The sequence below is a fragment of the Faecalicatena orotica genome (genome assembly GCF_003149245.1).
In the GTDB taxonomy this organism is placed as follows: Bacteria; Bacillota; Clostridia; order Lachnospirales; family Lachnospiraceae; genus Faecalicatena_A; species Faecalicatena_A orotica.
Genome location: NZ_QGDL01000010.1, coordinates 1 through 18072, shown reverse-complemented (window position 1 = coordinate 18072; position 18072 = coordinate 1). Strand labels below are relative to the sequence as shown.

13 protein-coding genes and 1 pseudogene are annotated in these 18072 nt (G+C 47.8%); 4 read left to right on the top strand and 10 right to left on the bottom strand.

The genetic code is table 11. The annotated features are described in order from the left end of the window. Window positions 1-9 precede the first annotated feature (9 nt). From A8806_RS15965 to A8806_RS15930, 8 genes are all read right to left on the bottom strand, one after another. Complete coding sequence (locus tag A8806_RS15965) at window positions 10-2664, bottom strand: AAA family ATPase (protein ID WP_109732209.1); 2655 nt, start codon at window positions 2662-2664, stop codon at window positions 10-12. A gap of 1 nt (window position 2665) precedes the next feature. Next, entirely contained in the window at window positions 2666-3826 is a 1161-nt protein-coding gene (locus A8806_RS15960; protein ID WP_109732208.1) for an exonuclease SbcCD subunit D, read from the bottom strand. Between the two features lie 61 nt (window positions 3827-3887). Next, window positions 3888-5591, bottom strand: coding sequence for an ABC-ATPase domain-containing protein (locus A8806_RS15955; RefSeq protein WP_109732207.1), 1704 nt, complete (start codon window positions 5589-5591; stop codon window positions 3888-3890). 73 nt (window positions 5592-5664) lie between these two features. Further along, complete coding sequence (locus tag A8806_RS15950; RefSeq protein ID WP_109732206.1) at window positions 5665-7221, bottom strand: ABC-F family ATP-binding cassette domain-containing protein; 1557 nt, start codon at window positions 7219-7221, stop codon at window positions 5665-5667. A gap of 88 nt (window positions 7222-7309) precedes the next feature. After that, window positions 7310-8512: a M20 metallopeptidase family protein gene (locus A8806_RS15945; protein ID WP_109732205.1), complete on the bottom strand. Its 1203-nt coding sequence runs from the start codon at window positions 8510-8512 to the stop codon at window positions 7310-7312. A 124-nt stretch (window positions 8513-8636) separates the two neighbouring features. Next, window positions 8637-9395, bottom strand: coding sequence for a creatininase family protein (locus A8806_RS15940; protein WP_109732204.1), 759 nt, complete (start codon window positions 9393-9395; stop codon window positions 8637-8639). Continuing rightward, window positions 9395-10909 (bottom strand): sodium/pantothenate symporter, encoded by a 1515-nt coding sequence (locus A8806_RS15935; RefSeq protein WP_109732203.1) that lies wholly within the window; start codon window positions 10907-10909, stop codon window positions 9395-9397. Before A8806_RS15935 ends, A8806_RS15940 begins: the two co-directional genes overlap by 1 nt. After that, window positions 10906-11172 carry a hypothetical protein gene (locus A8806_RS15930; protein ID WP_109732202.1) on the bottom strand — a complete coding sequence of 89 codons (267 nt, stop codon included), beginning with the start codon at window positions 11170-11172 and terminating at the stop codon, window positions 10906-10908. The genes A8806_RS15935 and A8806_RS15930 overlap by 4 nt, the downstream gene beginning before the upstream one ends. Before the next feature lie 234 nt (window positions 11173-11406). On the opposite strand from A8806_RS15930, the gene A8806_RS15925 reads away from it, so the two are divergent. From A8806_RS15925 to iadA, 3 genes are all read left to right on the top strand, one after another. Further along, window positions 11407-12249 carry a MurR/RpiR family transcriptional regulator gene (locus A8806_RS15925; RefSeq protein ID WP_109732201.1) on the top strand — a complete coding sequence of 281 codons (843 nt, stop codon included), beginning with the start codon at window positions 11407-11409 and terminating at the stop codon, window positions 12247-12249. 107 nt (window positions 12250-12356) lie between these two features. Beyond that, window positions 12357-13427 carry a DegT/DnrJ/EryC1/StrS family aminotransferase gene (locus A8806_RS15920; protein ID WP_109732200.1) on the top strand — a complete coding sequence of 357 codons (1071 nt, stop codon included), beginning with the start codon at window positions 12357-12359 and terminating at the stop codon, window positions 13425-13427. A gap of 90 nt (window positions 13428-13517) precedes the next feature. Beyond that, on the top strand, window positions 13518-14660 hold the full coding sequence (gene iadA, locus A8806_RS15915; RefSeq protein ID WP_109732199.1) for a beta-aspartyl-peptidase: 1143 nt from the start codon (window positions 13518-13520) through the stop codon (window positions 14658-14660). Window positions 14661-14692: 32 nt separating this feature from the next. On the opposite strand, the gene A8806_RS15910 is transcribed toward iadA, so the two are convergent. Both A8806_RS15910 and A8806_RS15905 read right to left on the bottom strand, forming a co-directional pair. Then, a complete protein-coding gene (locus tag A8806_RS15910) occupies window positions 14693-17218 on the bottom strand; it encodes a heavy metal translocating P-type ATPase (RefSeq protein WP_109732198.1) in 2526 nt (841 codons plus the stop codon). Between the two features lie 10 nt (window positions 17219-17228). Then, window positions 17229-17531: a metal-sensing transcriptional repressor gene (locus A8806_RS15905; protein WP_109732197.1), complete on the bottom strand. Its 303-nt coding sequence runs from the start codon at window positions 17529-17531 to the stop codon at window positions 17229-17231. Between the two features lie 344 nt (window positions 17532-17875). On the opposite strand from A8806_RS15905, the pseudogene A8806_RS15900 reads away from it, so the two are divergent. Then, window positions 17876-18072: pseudogene (locus A8806_RS15900) on the top strand (PD-(D/E)XK nuclease family transposase); the annotation flags it as partial.

Here is an 18072-nt window from a genome sequence, read left to right as displayed (position 1 = left end):
CATTTCTGTTTATTGTAATACCCACTCGGCATGGCTTCCCTGTTCCGTCTTTGTAACCGCCAGCTTCCAGTCTATCTGTTCTTTTAACTCATTTACATGGGAAATGATCCCCACCAGGCCTTTTTCTCCAGCCAGCTCCTGAAGAATCTGGATTGCACGCTCTCTAGCAGAATCATCCAGAGAACCGAATCCTTCGTCTACAAACATCGTTTCCAGACTGATGGCACCCGCGGTATTCTGGACGATGTCTGCCAGTCCCAGTGCCATAGACAGGGATGCCATAAAGGATTCGCCGCCGGACAGCGTCTTGACATCCCTTACAGAATCATTGACCAGATGGTATACATCGAGATCCAGTCCTGCCTGTCCCTGACTGCTCAGGTCCTTTATTTCACGGCACTGCAGAATGAATTCATTGGATGTCATTTTACTGAGTCTGCGGTTGGCCGCATGAATAATCTGTTTGAAGTACTTTCGCTGTACATATGTTTCGAAATCCAGTTTCACACTGCCATTGAGCATCCCGTTCGCGGTCCGGTTCAGATGATTAACCATCTCATACTGGGATGTCAGTGTCCCTCTTGCCTCAAAATACTGGTTCAGTTTGGTCTTTGCCTGTCTGTTCTTCTGGTTCAGGCTGTGCAGGCTGAGTACGTTTTTACGCTGCACTTTCTGTGCCGCCTGTACTTCGTCGAGTTTTTCCTTCTCACTGCTTAAGTCGGTCTTCTCTTTACCCTCTGTCTGCTGCCTGAGCATTTCCAGCCGGGTCCTTACCTCGACAGTCTGGGCATCATACTGCTTAAGGAGCGCTTCTTTCGCATCTCTGCCTTCCATCCACGCCCTGGCCTGCTGATAGGATTCGTATGAGTCGAATTTCTGGTTTTTTAATTCCTGATAGAAGTATTCTTCCTCTTCCTTCTGCTTCATATTCAGTTCCTCGAGCTGTTTTTCCCGGCTCTCCAGAAGACCGCCTCTTCTCTTTAGCTCTTCCATCAATTCCCGGAACTTCTTTTCCTGTTTCTGGTAATTTGATTTTATTAAACTTAACTCAGTCTCGCATCCGGCCAGCTTTTCTTTCACCTGCTCTTCACTGAGTTCTGTACTTCCCTGTATTTCAATAGCCTCCTCCTCAAAGAGTTTTTTTTCAGATTCAAGGCGGCTCTTTGCCTGCTGGAACTTCTCCTGTATCAGAGAGCGTTCTTTTTCTATTTTATCTCTTTTTTCCTTTGCCTTTTCCACATCCTTCTGTTCCGGTGCCTTTCCCGAAATCCCGGCCTTTTTCGGATGCTCTGTGGAACCACACACAGGGCACGGCTCTCCGGCTGTCAGCTTTTTTGCAAGAATCCCTGCCTGTTCGGCAAAGAAAAGCCGGTATTTTTCCTCATAATCCTCAGAGGCCAGCCTGCACTCTTCCAGCACCGCCTCCATCTTTTTCAGATTCCCGGCATACTCTTTTTCCAATTTCCAGATCTGTGCATATCTGGGCAGGATGTCCCTGAGACGGATGATCTGTTTCTGGAGAAGAGGTTCTGACTTCTGGAGTTCTTCCCCTGCGGCTTTCAGCACTGACTCCTCCGATACCGCACTTTTACTCTGTTCCTCAATCCATTCCCTGGTATCTGCAATTTGCTGCACAAGCCTTTTTCCTTCCGCCTTCGTCCGCTCAAGCTGTGTCTCTCTGACAGAAACCTTTTCGGCACGGGCACCGTCCTCTACCTGCCTGCGCTGCTCCTCCATCTTTTCTTTTTCTGCATCCAGGCTGCGCTGTTTTTCTTCTGCCTGACCCAGCAGCAGAAACAGGCGGTTCACCTCTTCGCCGCTTCGTATGGATGCGTTCAGCTCCTCAGACTGTTTCTGGAGTTCATAAGACAGCTTTTCAGCTTCTGCCTCTTTTGTCTTTCCCTGACAGCAGATTTCCTTCAGCGTATCCATCACGCCATCTGCAGGCGGAAGCTTCATAGTAAGATAGTCTGCCCACACGGAAGCCTCCCCACTCTCAGGAACCGTTTCCACACGCTCCATTTCCCTTATGCAGTCCTTTATATTATCCTGCAGGCGGATGTAAAGCTGCTTTGCCTGTTCCTTCAGTTCTTCCTGTACCTGCCAGTAGATTCTGGTCTGGAAAATTCTTGAAAAGATTCTCTTCCTTTCTCTGGATTCCGCATGAAGCAGCTTCAGAAAATCTCCCTGTGCAATCATAGCGATCTGCGTAAACTGGTCTACATCCAGCCCGATGATTTCTTCTATTTTATGATCAATTTCCTTTTTCTTCCCCTGATACTCACTGCCGTCAGGAAGAATCAGGCTTACTTTGGCAGTCTCTTTCACAAGCCTGGGTGTGCCGTCTGCCTTTTTCCGCTTTCCCATACGCATATATTCGGGGTTTCTTCTGACCGTATATTCCTTGTCTCTGTAAGAAAAAACATATTCTACGAAGGTGTCCGTCCCGTCATTTGCATACTGGCTGCGCATCATGTTCCCGTCCCGGCTCCCTCCGCTTGTGCGGTCATAAAGCGCATACGTGATGGCATCGAAAATGGTCGTCTTACCTGCCCCCGTGTCTCCTGTAATCAGAAACAGCCCGTGCTGCATTTTTGTAAAATCTATTTCTTCCACACCTGCGTAGGAACCGAATGCAGACATGATTAACTTCACAGGTCTCATGCTATTCCCCTTTCACTTTTTCCAGAACGGATTCCAGATATCCCCGTTCTTCTTCCGACAGGGCGCGCCCCTGTATTTCCTGATAAAAATCACTGAATATGGTCAGCGGGTCTGCGATCACAGCCTCATCATGAAAGTCCTCCAGACGCTTCCTTGTCCGTGTATTATCAATCCTGATCTCGAGAATGTGGGAATATACCTTTTCCAGCTGCTCCTTGGGCCTGTACGGGTCAGTCTCATCAGTCAGTGTCACGCTGATATAATCATCCCGGTTATCCGGCGATGCATGTTCCACGATTTCCTTTAATTCCCCGCGGACCCTGCGGACGTCACGAAGCGGATGCAGCGGTATCTGTTCCACTTCCGGCGCCACACCCTTTGCCCCAAGTTTCACAACATGCAGTGATTTCGTATGGGCCGCCTCACTGACCGAATATTTCAGAAGTGTGCCGCAGTAGCGGACAGAAGGGACCTGTACCTGCTGTGCACCGTGAAGGTGTCCGAGCGCCACATATTCAAACGGGAGCAGAGGACTGATATCCACATTGTCAATCCCACCGACAGAAAACATTTCCGAGTCACAGGTATCCGGTGCATTTCCATTCCCGGTGTAAAACTGGTGGGATATGAGTACGTTTCTCTTTTCCGTATCAATTTCTTCCCGCCCGAGGATGCGGCGTACTGCATCACTGTATGTCTCCGGCACGTCTTCTTCATCCGCAAATACCCCGCGTACATAACCCGGTTTTAAAAATGGAAGCAGATAAAAATCCACTTCCCCAAATTCATCCAACAGAGTCACTTTCTTCAGATACTCATCCTTTCCGGACGGCACGCTCCCGGCTATATAAATATTCTGTCTTCGCAGGATTCTGCCTGCATAGTCCAGCCGCTGGGCGGAATCATGGTTTCCGCTAATGATTAAAACCTTCACGGCAGGCCTGATCTCGGCCAGAGCGGTGAGGAATTCATCAAACAGGGAAACGGCTTCTGCCGAGGGGACAGACTTATCATAGATGTCCCCGGCAATCACGACTGCATCAGGCGCAAGCTCCTTCACACGGCCGGTCACTTCACTGAGGATATGTGCCTGGTCTTCTATCAGGCTGTAATGATGCAGTTGTTTTCCGATATGCAAATCTGATAAATGAAAAAATTTCATGCTGTTTCCTCTCTGTCCTCTTATAAGGTTCTGTTCACCCTCTCGGGCGTGCACAGTAACCTTATAGCTTCAGCCCGCGGTACCTGTTCAGGCAGGCATGCATTTCCTGCTTTCTCGGTACGGCAAGCGCGGCTATATTGGAACTGGTCTCACATAAACCGGCCAGACCGTCTTTTTCAATCTTCTTCTCTAATTCATCTACGACACCCTTAAGCGTCTTTCTTCCGTCCAGCAGATGTTTTTCTGCATATTTCACACAATACCCAAGCGCCGACACCTGCTCACTGTCAACAATCTGCTCCACATAGCGCAGGTCTATGGACTCCCTGTTGATCTGCACTGCCTCTCTGCCCAGTGTTTTCATTTTAATTCTGTCGTTTCCCCGGAAGGCAGCATTCGCCTCTGGACATCTGGAAAATGCCGGGTTCTGTGCTTTTTCCTGCGGCCCGCTTAAGACCGGAAAGCTTTCAGCCTCTTTTTTAGCAAGCTGTGTAATATCTTTCGGAACATATCGGTCCATCTGGATAATGCAGTCTGCTATATGGAAATATGCTCCTGAGCTTCCGGCTACGATGATTGTTGATATCCCGTAAGATTCGTATAATTCCTGTATCCGTTCGATAAACGGTGTAATCGGTTCCATGTCCCTGTGGATTACACGCTGCATCAGCTCATCACGGATCATGAAGTTGGTCGCACTTGTATCCTCATCAATCAGGAGAAGGCCTGCCCCCGCCTCCATCCCTTCGATCACATTTGCCGCCTGGGAGGTGCTGCCGCTGGCATCTTCTGTATAGAACCCCCTCGTCTCCTTCCCATTCGGAAGGTCACTGATAAACATCGATATATCCGTTTTCTTGATGCTTCTGCCATCCTCGGCACGAATCTTCATAGCGGTATCATCCGTGATCACATATTCTCTCCCGTCACCTGCAATGTGATTGTAAACTCCCAGTTCGAGTGCTTTTAAAAGGGTCGACTTTCCGTGGTAGCCGCCGCCCACAACCAGTGTGATTCCTTTGCGGATTCCCATCCCCGTTATATCACCTTTATGGGGCAGCTTCAGTGTCACTTTTAGTTCTTTCGGCGAAGTAAACGCAACCGCGCCCTTCATCGGTCTGGATGAGATTCCCGACTCCCTCGGAAGAATGGAACCGTCCGCCACAAATGCAGTCAGTCCCAGCTTCGGAAGCTGTTCTCTGATATACTGTTGGTCATCTGCCAGAAAAACCGTCTGCTGGATTCTTTTTTTATCACTATTCTTATAATAAAGAGAGTTTTCCACACTCTCCGGCAAAAAATCGAACAATATCTTCATTAATTCCCTTGCATTGATTGTTCTGCCGTTTGCCGGGAATCCGGCCTCCAGCCGGAGAATCAAATCCCCGCTCTTCGTATCAATTTCACAGGCCGTGCGTTCCAGAATCTCCTGACCACAGCGGCTGACCGAAATCAGGCCGCTTTTCCCCGAGCCTTTTGCTTTGAATGCATATCGCTCCACAGAGCGCCCAAACTGTCTTGTCAGGTAATCCTGAAGTGCAACTCTTCTGTGTACTGTCTCATACAATTCCTTCGGGAAACCGGCGACAGCACCTTTCACATGAATACTCAATTTGGAAGGAGATGCAAAGGGGTCACCCTGCACGTGGTCAATGGAGAGTTGGTAGCCTGCGAACTGATAAATACCCTTTGTGTCCTTATACGCAGGATAACTCTTATGGTCAATTCTGTTTAATAAGTTCTTTAAGTCTGTTGATGTCTGCATTCCTATACACTTCTTTCCTATTTATAATTATATCGTAACTGTTCAGGACCATGAACAGTTACATTATATCTTGTTATACGAGCTTGGTCGTCCACTTCGAGCAGTCCCATACCTCCTGCACAATGTCCTGATAAAACTCCGGCTCATGACAGATCAAAAGGAGGGTTCCCTGATATTCTTTCAAAGCCTGTTTTAATGCATCCTTTGCATCCACGTCCAGATGGTTCGTAGGCTCATCGAGCATAAGTACATTCGTCTCCCTGTTGATTAGCTTGCACAGGCGCACCTTTGCCTGCTCTCCTCCGCTTAACACGCGGATCTGGCTCTCTATATGTTTCGTTGTGAGTCCGCACTTTGCCAGCGCGGAACGCACTTCGTACTGTGTAAAAGAAGGAAATTCACTCCATATCTCCTCGATACAGGTGGATTTGTTTTCTCCTTTTATCTCCTGTTCAAAATACCCGATTGCAAGGTTCTCCCCTAATACACATTTGCCCTTGATCGGTTCCACCAGTCCCATGATACTCCGTATCAATGTTGTCTTTCCGATTCCGTTTGCCCCGGTCAGTGCAACCTTCTGCCCCCGCTCCAGTGAAATATTGAGCGGCTTTGATAAAGGTTCCTCATAACCGATCACAAAATCTTTTGTCTCAAAAATGTATCTTCCCGGGGTCCTTCCCTTTTTAAAGTGGAATTCCGGCTTCGGCCTCTCTGCCGCCAGCTCAATCACATCCATTTTGTCGAGTTTTTTCTGGCGGGACATCGCCATATTCCTCGTGGACACCCTTGCCTTATTGCGAGCCACAAAATCCTTAAGCTGGCTGATTTCCTGCTGCTGCCTCTTGTACGCTGCTTCCATCTGTGACTTTTTCACTTCATAAATACGCTGGAAATCCTCATAATTCCCAACATACCGGTTCAATTCCTGATTCTCCATATGGTAAATAATATTGACCACTTCATCCAGAAACGGAATATCATGGGAAATCAGGATGAACGCGTTCTCGTACTCGGTAAGGTAGCGCTTCAGCCAGTTGATGTGCTCTTCATCCAGATAGTTTGTCGGCTCGTCCAAAAGCAGGATGTCAGGCTTCTCGAGTAAAAGCTTGCCCAGAAGGATTCTGGTTCGCTGGCCGCCGCTTAAATCCGTGACATCCTTGTCCAGACCCAGGTCAAGGAGCCCCAGTGCACGTGCAACTTCTTCCACCTTCGCGTCAATGACGTAAAAATCGTGGATCGTCAGCGTGTCCTGAATCGTCCCCAGTTCCTCCATCAGCTGGTTCATCGTCTCTTCATCCACATCTCCCAGACGCTCACAAATATCATTCATCTTCTTTTCCAAATCAAACAAGTAGGAAAACGCTGATTTAAGGGCATCCCGTATGGTCATCCCTTTCGTCAGCACCGTATGCTGGTCCAGATACCCGATCCGGATATCTTTTGCCCACTCGACCTTCCCCTCATCGGGGGTGAGCTTCCCGGTCACTATATTAAAAAATGTGGATTTCCCCTCCCCGTTTGCTCCGATGAGGCCGATATGCTCGCCGCGCAGCAGGCGGAAAGAAACATCCTGGAAAATTGCACGGTCCCCAAAACCATATGATAAGTGCTCTACATTTAATATGCTCATAAAAACTCCTTTGACTTCTGTACAATATTTATACCTATTGTAGCATTTGAGCGTACAATTGTAAAACCTTTCGTTGTGATCTGCCCGTCTATTGATTTAAAAAATCTGCTGCTCCTTCTGCCAGCAATGCAGCCCCCCGGTATAGGATCTTTTCATCTGCGCGATAGCGGGGATGGTGTCCGGGGATCACTCTGCCGTCCTGATAGACGTTGGATACCAGATGCACATAAGAACCCGGAATCTCCTTCATAAAGTACCCTGCATCTTCCGATCCCATGAACGGCTGTTCCTGATGAAGGACAGCCGAATCGCCAAATAGATTGCGGCATGTCTTTTCCCATGCTTTTGTCAGTTCTGCATCATTTACCGTCACAGGAACCTTTCTCCGCATCCGCAGAGAAGTCTTGATATGAAACATCTGTCCTGCTGCTTCTGTCAGTTCTCCCAGCCTTCGAACCGCCCTTTCACGTATTTCCCCGCTCATACACCGGATGGTTCCCGCCATATCAACATATTTGGGCAGCGCATTGTATACCACCCTGTCATCTTCTCCATCATTCAGCCTTGTCCGTACATTGCAGATACTGACTACCACCGGATCAAGTGCCGGAAATTCTCTGCAGACAGCCGTCTGCACTGCCTGTATCAAATGTGCGGCCGCGGTCACCGGGTCCCTGCCCAGCTCCGGGTGTGCCGCATGCACGCCCTCTCCCTCGAGACGGATATCGAATGTGTCCGCCGAAGCCATCAGGGGCCCCTCTTTAAAAAGGAACTGTCCACTTTCCAGACCCTCATCCTGTGCCAGATGAAGAATCAGGATCCCATCTGCCGGGTGTTCTTTCAGCGCACCTTCCTGAATCATCTGCCTCGCGCCATCCAGACCCTCCTCGTCCGGCTGGAAGAATATCTCCACCGTTCCTGAAAGCTCTGTTTCCCTTTGTTTTAAAATATAGACAGCGCCAAGCATCATTGCCATATGTGCATCATGTCCACAGGCATGCATATTCCCGTTTACCGATGCATAAGAAAGCCCCGTCTCTTCCGCAATTGCCAGAGCATCCATATCCGTCCGCAGCGCGATACGTTTCCCCTGCAAGCTGCTGCCTATCGTCGCCACAATTGCATTTCCGTCCAGATACTCCTGATATGTAACTCCCCATTCTGTCAGCTTCCTTTTTATATAACCTGCCGTCTCAGGCAGCACTGCACCGATCTCCGGTATCATGTGCAGATCTCTTGCATACTGTGCAAGCTGTTCCTGTAGCCCTTTGGCTTCTTCTAATATGTTCATACCTTTCAGCCTCCTTATTTTCCCCTTTTATCAAGGAAAAAGCTGCCGCCCCGTCTTCGGGCGGCAGCTTTCTTACAGCGGATATTTCCGCCCGCTTCTACTGCATCACTTTCAAAAAAACATATTATTTACATTTGAATTCTTTCATTTCTTCCAGAAAACCTCTGATAAAATCAACAGAAATATCAAGTGCCTCCTGCCCCAGCTCTGCTGTGGAATCTTTCGGATCAAACGGTCCGAACCAGCCGCTTGGTGCGATCTCTTTAGTGTCCCTTACCAGACGTACGGTCCCGCCCCGGTAATCTACTGCCTGAATATATGCCGCTTTCACATTTTCAGAAGGATCCTGTGGGTTCATAGGCTCTCCCAGCTCCAGATGTACTGCATCCGGATCCACTGCCATCATGGCAGACGTTTCCAGAATATCACCGTGTCCTCCGCGGAATTTATCGTCCAGCTGTGCAACAAGGCTCCACCAGTCAATGCTGGCACAGATTCCGCCCTTGTGATAAACTTCCAGTGCCGCACGGTCGATCGAAGGAGTATTTCCGCCATGTCCGTTTAAGACTACAAAGCGTTTGATTCCATGCTGCATCAGAGAATCCATAATTCCATGCAGAACCATATACAGCCCTTCATAGCCAATATTGATACTTCCGTGGAAACTCAGATGATAAGGGCAGACACCGTATGGTACAGTCGGTGCAATGATTACATTTTCCATATCCTCGATATGGTCTGCCAGATATGTAGGTACCATATAGTCCGTCCCGAGTGCACACTGTGCCCCGTGCTGTTCTGTACTTCCTACCGGAATCACAATGACCGGGTCCTTTGCAAATGCTTCTTTTGCCTGTGCTGTCGTCATTTTACCAAGATACATTATGCTGCCTCCTTTTTCCCAATAGCATTATTGTTCTTTTTAAAAACATCGAAGTGGCGTCGGATTGTCTCCTCCGGTGGTGCCTGAGTAAAGCTGCTGACAATGACCATCGTAATTCCCCCAAGGATAGTAGCCGGGAATAATGCATGGAAGCCAAATGCCAGTGCTTTCACGGACGGAATCAGAGTGAAGCACAAAAGTGTGATGACTCCGACTACAACTGCTGCAATAGCGCCCGGTGCTGTGGATTTCTTCCAGTACATTCCAAAAAGGATCGGTACTACGAAAATTGCCATTCCCGAGAATGCGAAAAGGTTGATTTCAAAAATACTTCCAGGCTGGAATACGCCAAACAGAATCACAATGATACCAATCAAAATAGTAACAACCTTTGAAAGCTTCATAACGCTTTCATCTGTCGCCTTTTTGTTGATGACCTTCTGATAAATATCACGTGTAACTGCTCCGGTTGTGGTGACAAGAATACCATCAATGGTAGACATACCTGCCGCAACAATACCTGATATAAAGATGGATGCCAGGAACGGATTCAATCCTCTCTGCAGAATCATTGGAACGATCTGGTCTGCCTTTGCGATATTCTGGATGGAAGCGATTCCATTCACACCAGCCCACTCGATCAAAGTCGCTGAGACGAACATCCCCGCTGTACCCAACAGGATTGCCTTGAACATAGTCTTGTGGTCTTTCATTGTGAAGAACTTGGTAAACAAATGCGGCTGTCCCATCGTAAAGAAGGACCATAGTACAATGTTAGATACAAAGTATGCCCACGGCATATACCCATTCGCTCCCGGGAACGTCAGGTAAGCTTCGTTCATCCCCTGCAGGGTATTGTTGATATTATGGAAACCTCCCCCCATTGAAATAGAAACAATAAATGTAACGATAGCCGTCCCGAACATCAGAGTTCCCTGAATGACATCCGTCATCATGGCGCCCTTCATACCGCCGGTCATACAGTACAGGATAACAATCGTACCCATTCCTACAACACCGACCCACTCCGGAAGTCCTGTAAATACATGTACAATGACACCCGCTCCGATAATCTGCGCTCCCATCATTGGAATGAGGAAGAACAGCATCATAATTCCAAGCACTCCGCTCATGCTCTTAGAATGGTAACGGTCAGACAGATAATCTGCCATTGTAAGAAATCCATACTCATGGCCCAGTGTTACCAGTTTTTTTCCTATCAGAAGTGCCGGAAGGATCATACTGAACACCGCACCAGGTACAGAGATCGCCATTCCTGCATATCCGACCCCAAAAATGGTTCCGGGCGTTCCTAAGAATGTACCCATAGAAAACTGGGTAGAAAAGTATGCGATACCACTGACAAGCACACCGGCTTTTCCGCTCAGCACGAAAAAGTCCCCGAGGCTCTTTGTTTTTCTGCTCGCATACCAGCCAATAAAAGCCATAATTCCAAGATAGAAAATCAGCACCGCATAAAACGGTCCTGGTGACGGTTTGATTGCCTCACTCATACTTCACTTTCTCCCTTCTCATTTTCTTCATCATACACATGATACTCTTTTCTCTTCATGCACATCCGATAATACACGATTATCAGGACAAATGTGACTGCCGTGTGGGCGAACCATCCAAACAAGAAGGACGGAATTCCTCCCCACGCCGGAATATACGTCTCACTGTAGAAAAATGGGAACGGAATCATGATCAGAAAGAATAGAAACAGAAAAATGATCAGCCATGTCCGCTCAAAGTGGTTTTCAAATAATTTCTTCAATTGTACATCCTCTCTTTCCTTTGTTTTTTTGCAGTTTCTTCTGCAAATAATTGTTCGGTCTGTTCGTTGCAACTTTTTCCGAAAGTAAAGTAAATACTTTACTTGTTATTTTCTATTATACATGATATTATATTATTGTAAAGTGTTTACTTACATATTGTTCAAAAAATTTTAATATTTATTTTCAGTCATCAAATTTTAAAACAATTCACACAATTTAAGGAGATTTAAGATATGGACATACTTGAACACATCAAAAGCCTTTATCCTACATTTACCAGAAAGCAGAGAAGCATTGCCGATTATCTGATTTCCAACCCGGAGGATATCTGCTATGTCACACTTGCACAGCTCAGCCAGCAGGTAGGCGCCTCCGAACTGACCCTGCTGAGATTCTGTGAAAAAATCGGCTGCTCCAGTTTTCTGGAATTGAAGGATAAGTTCCGTGATTATACACAACATATGATAAAGCTGCTGTCTGCCCCTACCTATTTTCTTCCGGAGCAGACTGTGGCCAATGATGCAGACAAAGAATCTCTTCTGCGTGATATCTGTATCCAGGAATCTGTCACAGTTACCGACTTTTTCGCTGCCGTAAATCTCGCTGATATTATGACTGCTGCCAGCCTGATCCAGAAAAGCCAGCGTATTTTTATCTTTGCGCATGATATTTCAAAAACACTCGGGGAATTTTTATCAGCCCGCCTGCAGCTGCTTAACTTCCATGCGGTCCTGATCGATCTCGACGACCTTGCCCAGACCCAGCAGTTTCTGCAGCAGCTGACAAAAGAAGATCTTGCCATATTCTTTTCTTTTCCCAAATACTATTATCCGATTGGGAGCATTGCCAAAAAGGCGATTGAAAAAGCAGGATCTCTCCTTGCAATTACAGACAACGTAACATCCCCCGTGGCACAGTGCTGCAGCCACCTGCTCCTCTGCCAGACATCGACAAGGATGTTCTATAACTCTCTGACTGTCCCGATGGCACTCCTGAACCTTCTCGCATCCTGCCTTGTCATTGACATGGTCCCGGCATCAGAAAGAGAGGAATTTATTGATACACTGCCATCCTAAAGAATCCGTGTCCCGGATTCTGTTCTTCTGAAAATCTGCTGTCAGAAATATTTTCTCATTTCTGCCGGTATATTTAAAAACACATTACATATTCAAGGAGGTTCTACATGAAGGAAATTGGAGGATTTTTCCCGTATGAAAAGGCAATGCCAACCGAAAACCATTATGCACAGCGTGTATGTCCGGATGCAGGAGATATCAGGCATCTGATGTCAGGCAGGTGCGCGATTTACCTGTGTCTTAAAGATTCCATGCTGACAGATACAAGGAGGGTCGCTTATCTCCCCGCCTACACCTGTGAAACAGTCAGCGGATGCTTTGTAAAGGGCGGCTATCAGATTTATTATTATGATGTAGATGAGCATATGGTCCCACTCTTTGACGAAAACCTGATCAGTAAGATCAGTTTCCTGCTCATATGTGGTTACTATGGATTCACCACATTTGATACCGGTTTTGTGAAACGATGCAGAAAGAACGGCGTGACTGTCATGCAGGATACCACCCATACAGCATTTTCTATGGAGGCAACCTGCCCGGATACCGACTATGTGGCAGTCAGCCTCCGCAAATGGATGGGTGTCACCTCCGGAGGTCTCGCATTCAAACGCAGTGGAACCTTCCATGTGACGCTTCTTCCCCCTGATGAAAAGCACCTGGCAATTCGTGACCACGCTTTACAGGCACGCAGGGGGTACGAGGCCGGCGGAGACACCGCGCTCCAAAAAGAGGGCTACGATGCATTCTGGGAAGCAGAATGGATGCTCCGGGAAATTTTCGATATACAGGAAGGGGATGCACAGTCTCTAAATGCTATCCGCCACTATCCTCTGGATGAAGCCATCCAAAAGAGGCGGGAGAATTATGCGTACCTGTTGGAGCATCTGCCCGACAATCCAGCCATCCGTCCGGTATTTCCGGTCCTTTCCGGGGATGCATGCCCGATGTTCTTCCCCTTCCTCTGCGATGACAGACAGCCACTCATGGATTTTCTTGCTGCAAACGATATTGCTCCGAAGGTTTACTGGCCGGTTCCGCCATTCATAGAGATTGCTGATTTTCCGCATGCACAGTATGTATATGCCCATATCATGTCGATCAGCTGTGACCAGCGGTATACTCTTGAGGATATGCAGCGGGTAGTGGATACATTTGCCGCTTTCGGCAGTCATATGTGATCCCCGGATAGCTGCACAGTATTGACAAATCATTAAAAGTACGTCAATATGAGATTAAGAAAATACTGGTGGGGAAAAGGAGCTTATACCATGTTGCTGATTAAAAATATAGATGTATATGCGCCAACATATATTGGCCGCAAAGACGTATTCATATGTGGAGATAAAATTGCATGCATTGCAGACGAAATCGGAATGCTGCCGTTTGACTGCCGTATTTTGGATGGGGAAGGCATGATACTCGCCCCCGGCCTGATTGACCAGCATGTTCATGTGACGGGCGGCGGCGGCGAAGGCGGCTTCCACACCCGCACCCCTGAACTGGAACTGTCTGAACTAATCGGAAGCGGTATCACGACGGTAGTCGGCCTGCTTGGCACAGATGGAATGACACGCAGCGTGGAGAATCTGTATGCAAAGACAGCCGCCTTGAATGAAGAAGGGGTAACTGCCTATATGCTTACAGGGGCTTATGGATATCCCGCACCGACGATCACCGGAGAACCTGACAGGGACATCGTATTTCTGGAGCGTGTACTGGGAATGAAACTGGCAATCTCTGACCACAGGGCACCCAATGTCACAGCAGAAGAACTGATACAGATTGCAAGCAAGACCAGAGTTGCCGGCATGCTCAGCGGCAAGGCAGGCATTCTGGTGCTCCACATGGGCGATGCCGAAAGCGGTCTGGATCCGGTCCTGACAGCCCTCTCCCAAAGCGCCATACCGATCCGCGTCTTCCACCCGACCCACGTAAACCGGAACCCGGACTTACTGGAAGCAGGATATGCTTTTCTGGACAAGGGCGGGTATATCGACCTTACCTGCGGTATGCCGGGACAGCCGTCCCCCGGAGAATGTATCGTGGCCGCCATGAAGCGCGGGCTTTTGCAGCAGCACATTACAATCAGCTCTGACGGACACGGGAGCTGGTCAAATTATGCCGAAGACGGAACTCTTCTGGAAATTGGAGTCTCCAAAGTAGACACCATGTTCAGAGAATTGAGAAAGCTGGTACAGGAACTGTCTGTACCACTGGAACAGGCCCTGACTTATTTTACCACAAATGTAGCCGAGTCTCTGGAAATCCATGACAGGAAAGGCCACGTCCGGGAAGGAGCAGATGCTGATTTGATTCTGCTCAATAAGGATCTGGAACTTAAGACAGTCATTGCCAGAGGCCAGATCATGATGGAAGACGGAGCAATCAGGCGGTTCGGAACTTATGAGTAGAAAAAAAGGATGCCAGGCGGCATCCCTTTTTTCTACTGGATTTCCAGTACCTTATAGTCCTGATCTTCCACAGCCTTTTTCAACAGGTCATCAGCAATCTCCGCATTAAGAGTTACAACCGCCGTTCCTGCTTCATGGCTCACTGCTGCTTCATCTACCTCTGCAAGAGCCTCCAGACTTTTCTTTACCCTTGCCTCACAGTGTCCGCACATCATGCCTTCGATTTTCATTGTTTTTTCCATTGTTAATTCCTCCTGATTTTTTCTTGTTTTTATTTTTTTATCTTTTCCAGCATCATACATCTTAAATAAATTAAGACGCAGAGCATTGGTAACTACACAAAAACTGGACAGGCTCATTGCCGCAGCGCCGAACATCGGATTTAGTTTCCATCCGAGAAGGGAGTACCATACCCCTGCCGCCAGAGGGATTCCGATGACATTATAGAAAAATGCCCAGAACAGATTTTCGTGGATATTCCTGAGTGTTGCACGGCTTAACCGGATTGCAGCAGGAACATCGCTTAACCTGCTCTTCATCAGCACAACGTCCGCGGCATCGATTGCAATATCCGTACCCGCTCCAATCGCGATACCGATATCTGCTCTCGTAAGTGCCGGAGCATCGTTGATCCCATCCCCGACCATTGCAACTTTGCCTTTCTTCCTGAGTGTACGGATGACACTCTCCTTCCCTTCCGGAAGAACTCCCGCAATCACCTCATCAACTCCGGCCTGCTGCCCGATCGCTTTCGCAGTCCGTTCATTATCACCTGTCAGCATAACCACACGGATTCCCATGTTCTGCAGTTCTTTTACAGCCCTCGGGCTGTCCTCCTTGATAACATCGGCAACTGCAATCACTCCGGCCAGCTTACCATTGCGGCTGAAAAATAATGGTGTTTTTCCACTCTCAGCCAGCTGTTCTGCGCTTCGTCTTATTTCATCTGAAACCTCTGCATTTTCGCTGATGAATTTAAGATTGCCACCTGTCAGGATATCTTCGCCCATTCTTCCGGAAAGTCCATTCCCCGGTACAGCCTTGAAATCCGAGACCTCCTCCAGATCCGCTATTTCATTCTCCCCTGCCTTTTTCAATACAGCGTGGGCCAGAGGATGCTCACTTTTCTTTTCCAGTGCATATGCCATTGCAAGAAGTTCTTCTTCTGAAATTCCCTCAGCCGGTATGATGTCCGTTACCCTTGGCTCTCCGCTCGTAATCGTGCCGGTCTTATCCAGAGCCACGATCTGCATCTTGCCCGCCTCTTCCAGAGATACGGCCGTCTTGAACATAATTCCATGCTTTGCACCCATTCCATTTCCGACCATGATAGCAACCGGCGTCGCCAGCCCCAATGCACACGGACAGCTGATGACGAGTACAGAAATCCCCCTCGCCAGGGCAAAACCAATACTCTGTCCTGCAAGCAGCCAGACAATGATTGTAACGGCCGCAATTCCGATCACGGCCGGTACAAATATCCCAGATACCTTATCTGCCACCTTGGCAATGGGTGCTTTCGTCGCTGCCGCATCACTTACCATCTGAATGATCTGGGAGAGTGTTGTATCTTCTCCGACTCTGGATGCCTGACATTTAATAAAGCCGGAATGATTTAATGTCGCTGCCGAAACTGTATCACCGGCAGTCTTATCCACGGGTATGCTTTCCCCGGTAAGAGCCGACTCATTAACCGCACTGCTGCCCTCGATCACGATACCATCCACGGGTATATTTTCCCCGGGCCTTACTACAAATATGTCCCCTTTTCTAACCTGCTCTATCGAAACTTCTGTCTCGGCTCCATTCCTCATGATCGTCGCAGTCTTCGGCGCAAGTTTCATAAGGCCCTTTAGTGCATCCGTCGTCCTTCCTTTTGAACGTGCCTCCAGCATTTTCCCGACCGTGATCAGCGTCAGGATCATTGCTGCAGATTCAAAATAAAACTCATGCATATAGGTCATGACCCCGGCCATGTCATTATGCATCTGGGCATCTGTCATGGCAAATAGTGCATAGGTGCTGTATCCATATGCGGCCCCCGCACCAAGGGCAACCAGCGTATCCATATTGGGGGCCCTGTGCCACAGGCTCCGGAAACCGCTGATAAAAAACTTCTGATTAACAACCATGACCGCCGTTGTCAGTAAAAGCTGTATCAGGCCCATTGCTACATGGTTCCCTTCCAGCCAGACCGGCACCGGCCAATTCCACATCATATGCCCCATCGAGACATACATCAACGGTATTAATAAACACAAAGAAGCCGTCAGCCTCTTCTTTAGCAAAGGGGTCTCTTTATCTTTTAAAAACTCACTGTCAGCCGCCGGTTTCCCCGCAGCCCTGCTATCTGCCCCCGCAGACTTCTGTGCTGCTCCGTATCCAGCCTCTTCCACGGCTGCTATCACATCTGAAGGTGCGGCCGTTCCTTCTATTCCCATAGAATTCGTAAGCAGGCTGACAGAGCAGGATGTAACCCCCGGCACTTTGGCTACCGCTTTTTCTACCCTGGCACTGCAGGCCGCACAGCTCATACCTGTTACTGTATATTGTTCCATCTTCTGCCTCCTATCTCATTAATTTCTGTAGGGTTACGACAAGCTCATCAATCGTCTCATCCTTCCCATTCTTAATATCCTCCGCAACACAGGTCCGGATATGGCTGGCAAGAAGCACCTTGTTAAAACTGTTCAGGGCTGCATTCACTGCCGATACCTGTACGAGGATATCTGTACAATAAGTATCGCTCTCTACCATCTTTTTAATACCCCGCACCTGACCTTCAATACGGTTCAGACGGTTGATAAGATCTTTATATTCTTTTTCAGAACGTTCCTTTGTCTTATGACAACATTCTTTTGTTTCTTCCATGATTAACACCTCACTTTATACTCGCATTATATACCCCCACTGGGTATATTGCAAGATCTTTTTCAAAAACGCTGTCCTCCTTCGAATTTTGCTTTCTAAATTTTATAAATTGTTAATTGAATTCCCATTTTGGATATGATACTCTTAATCCATCAAAACGGCAGGCGATTCCGCCGGCTCAGAGCCGTTTGACATCTCATTTCGGCGTTTCACTATCGAAACTGTATCCGCGAATGAAAAAACCAAAACAAAGAAGAAGTCAGTGCAGTACGCAAAGAAAGGAGCACTGCCTATGCAAAAAGGGCTAAAAAAGTATTTTCCACAAATCAGGACACGAAAAGGAGGTGTTAGATGAGATTAACCGCAGTCCGGTATGTTCGTGGCAGTTTGCCCAGTGGAATGATGAACAGAAAAAAGAATTTCTGGATGTATGTACGGGTGTGCGGGGAGTAAAAATGACATATGATTCATTCTTTAAAGAAATTATGAATCCCGATGTTCATCCGGAACGTCTGGAAGAACTGCTTTCCTTATTACTGGG

Coding starts and splice junctions, on each gene's coding strand:
- A8806_RS15965 (WP_109732209.1), bottom strand. CDS start 2,664: ATGAGACCTGTGAAGTTAATCATGTCTGCATTCGGTTCCTACGCAGGT.
- A8806_RS15940 (WP_109732204.1), bottom strand. CDS start 9,395: ATGTATCTTGGTAAAATGACGACAGCACAGGCAAAAGAAGCATTTGCA.
- A8806_RS15905 (WP_109732197.1), bottom strand. CDS start 17,531: ATGGAAGAAACAAAAGAATGTTGTCATAAGACAAAGGAACGTTCTGAA.
- iadA (WP_109732199.1), top strand. CDS start 13,518: ATGTTGCTGATTAAAAATATAGATGTATATGCGCCAACATATATTGGC.
- A8806_RS15960 (WP_109732208.1), bottom strand. CDS start 3,826: ATGAAATTTTTTCATTTATCAGATTTGCATATCGGAAAACAACTGCAT.
- A8806_RS15925 (WP_109732201.1), top strand. CDS start 11,407: ATGGACATACTTGAACACATCAAAAGCCTTTATCCTACATTTACCAGA.
- A8806_RS15935 (WP_109732203.1), bottom strand. CDS start 10,909: ATGAGTGAGGCAATCAAACCGTCACCAGGACCGTTTTATGCGGTGCTG.
- A8806_RS15910 (WP_109732198.1), bottom strand. CDS start 17,218: ATGGAACAATATACAGTAACAGGTATGAGCTGTGCGGCCTGCAGTGCC.
- A8806_RS15945 (WP_109732205.1), bottom strand. CDS start 8,512: ATGAACATATTAGAAGAAGCCAAAGGGCTACAGGAACAGCTTGCACAG.
- A8806_RS15955 (WP_109732207.1), bottom strand. CDS start 5,591: ATGCAGACATCAACAGACTTAAAGAACTTATTAAACAGAATTGACCAT.
- A8806_RS15920 (WP_109732200.1), top strand. CDS start 12,357: ATGAAGGAAATTGGAGGATTTTTCCCGTATGAAAAGGCAATGCCAACC.
- A8806_RS15950 (WP_109732206.1), bottom strand. CDS start 7,221: ATGAGCATATTAAATGTAGAGCACTTATCATATGGTTTTGGGGACCGT.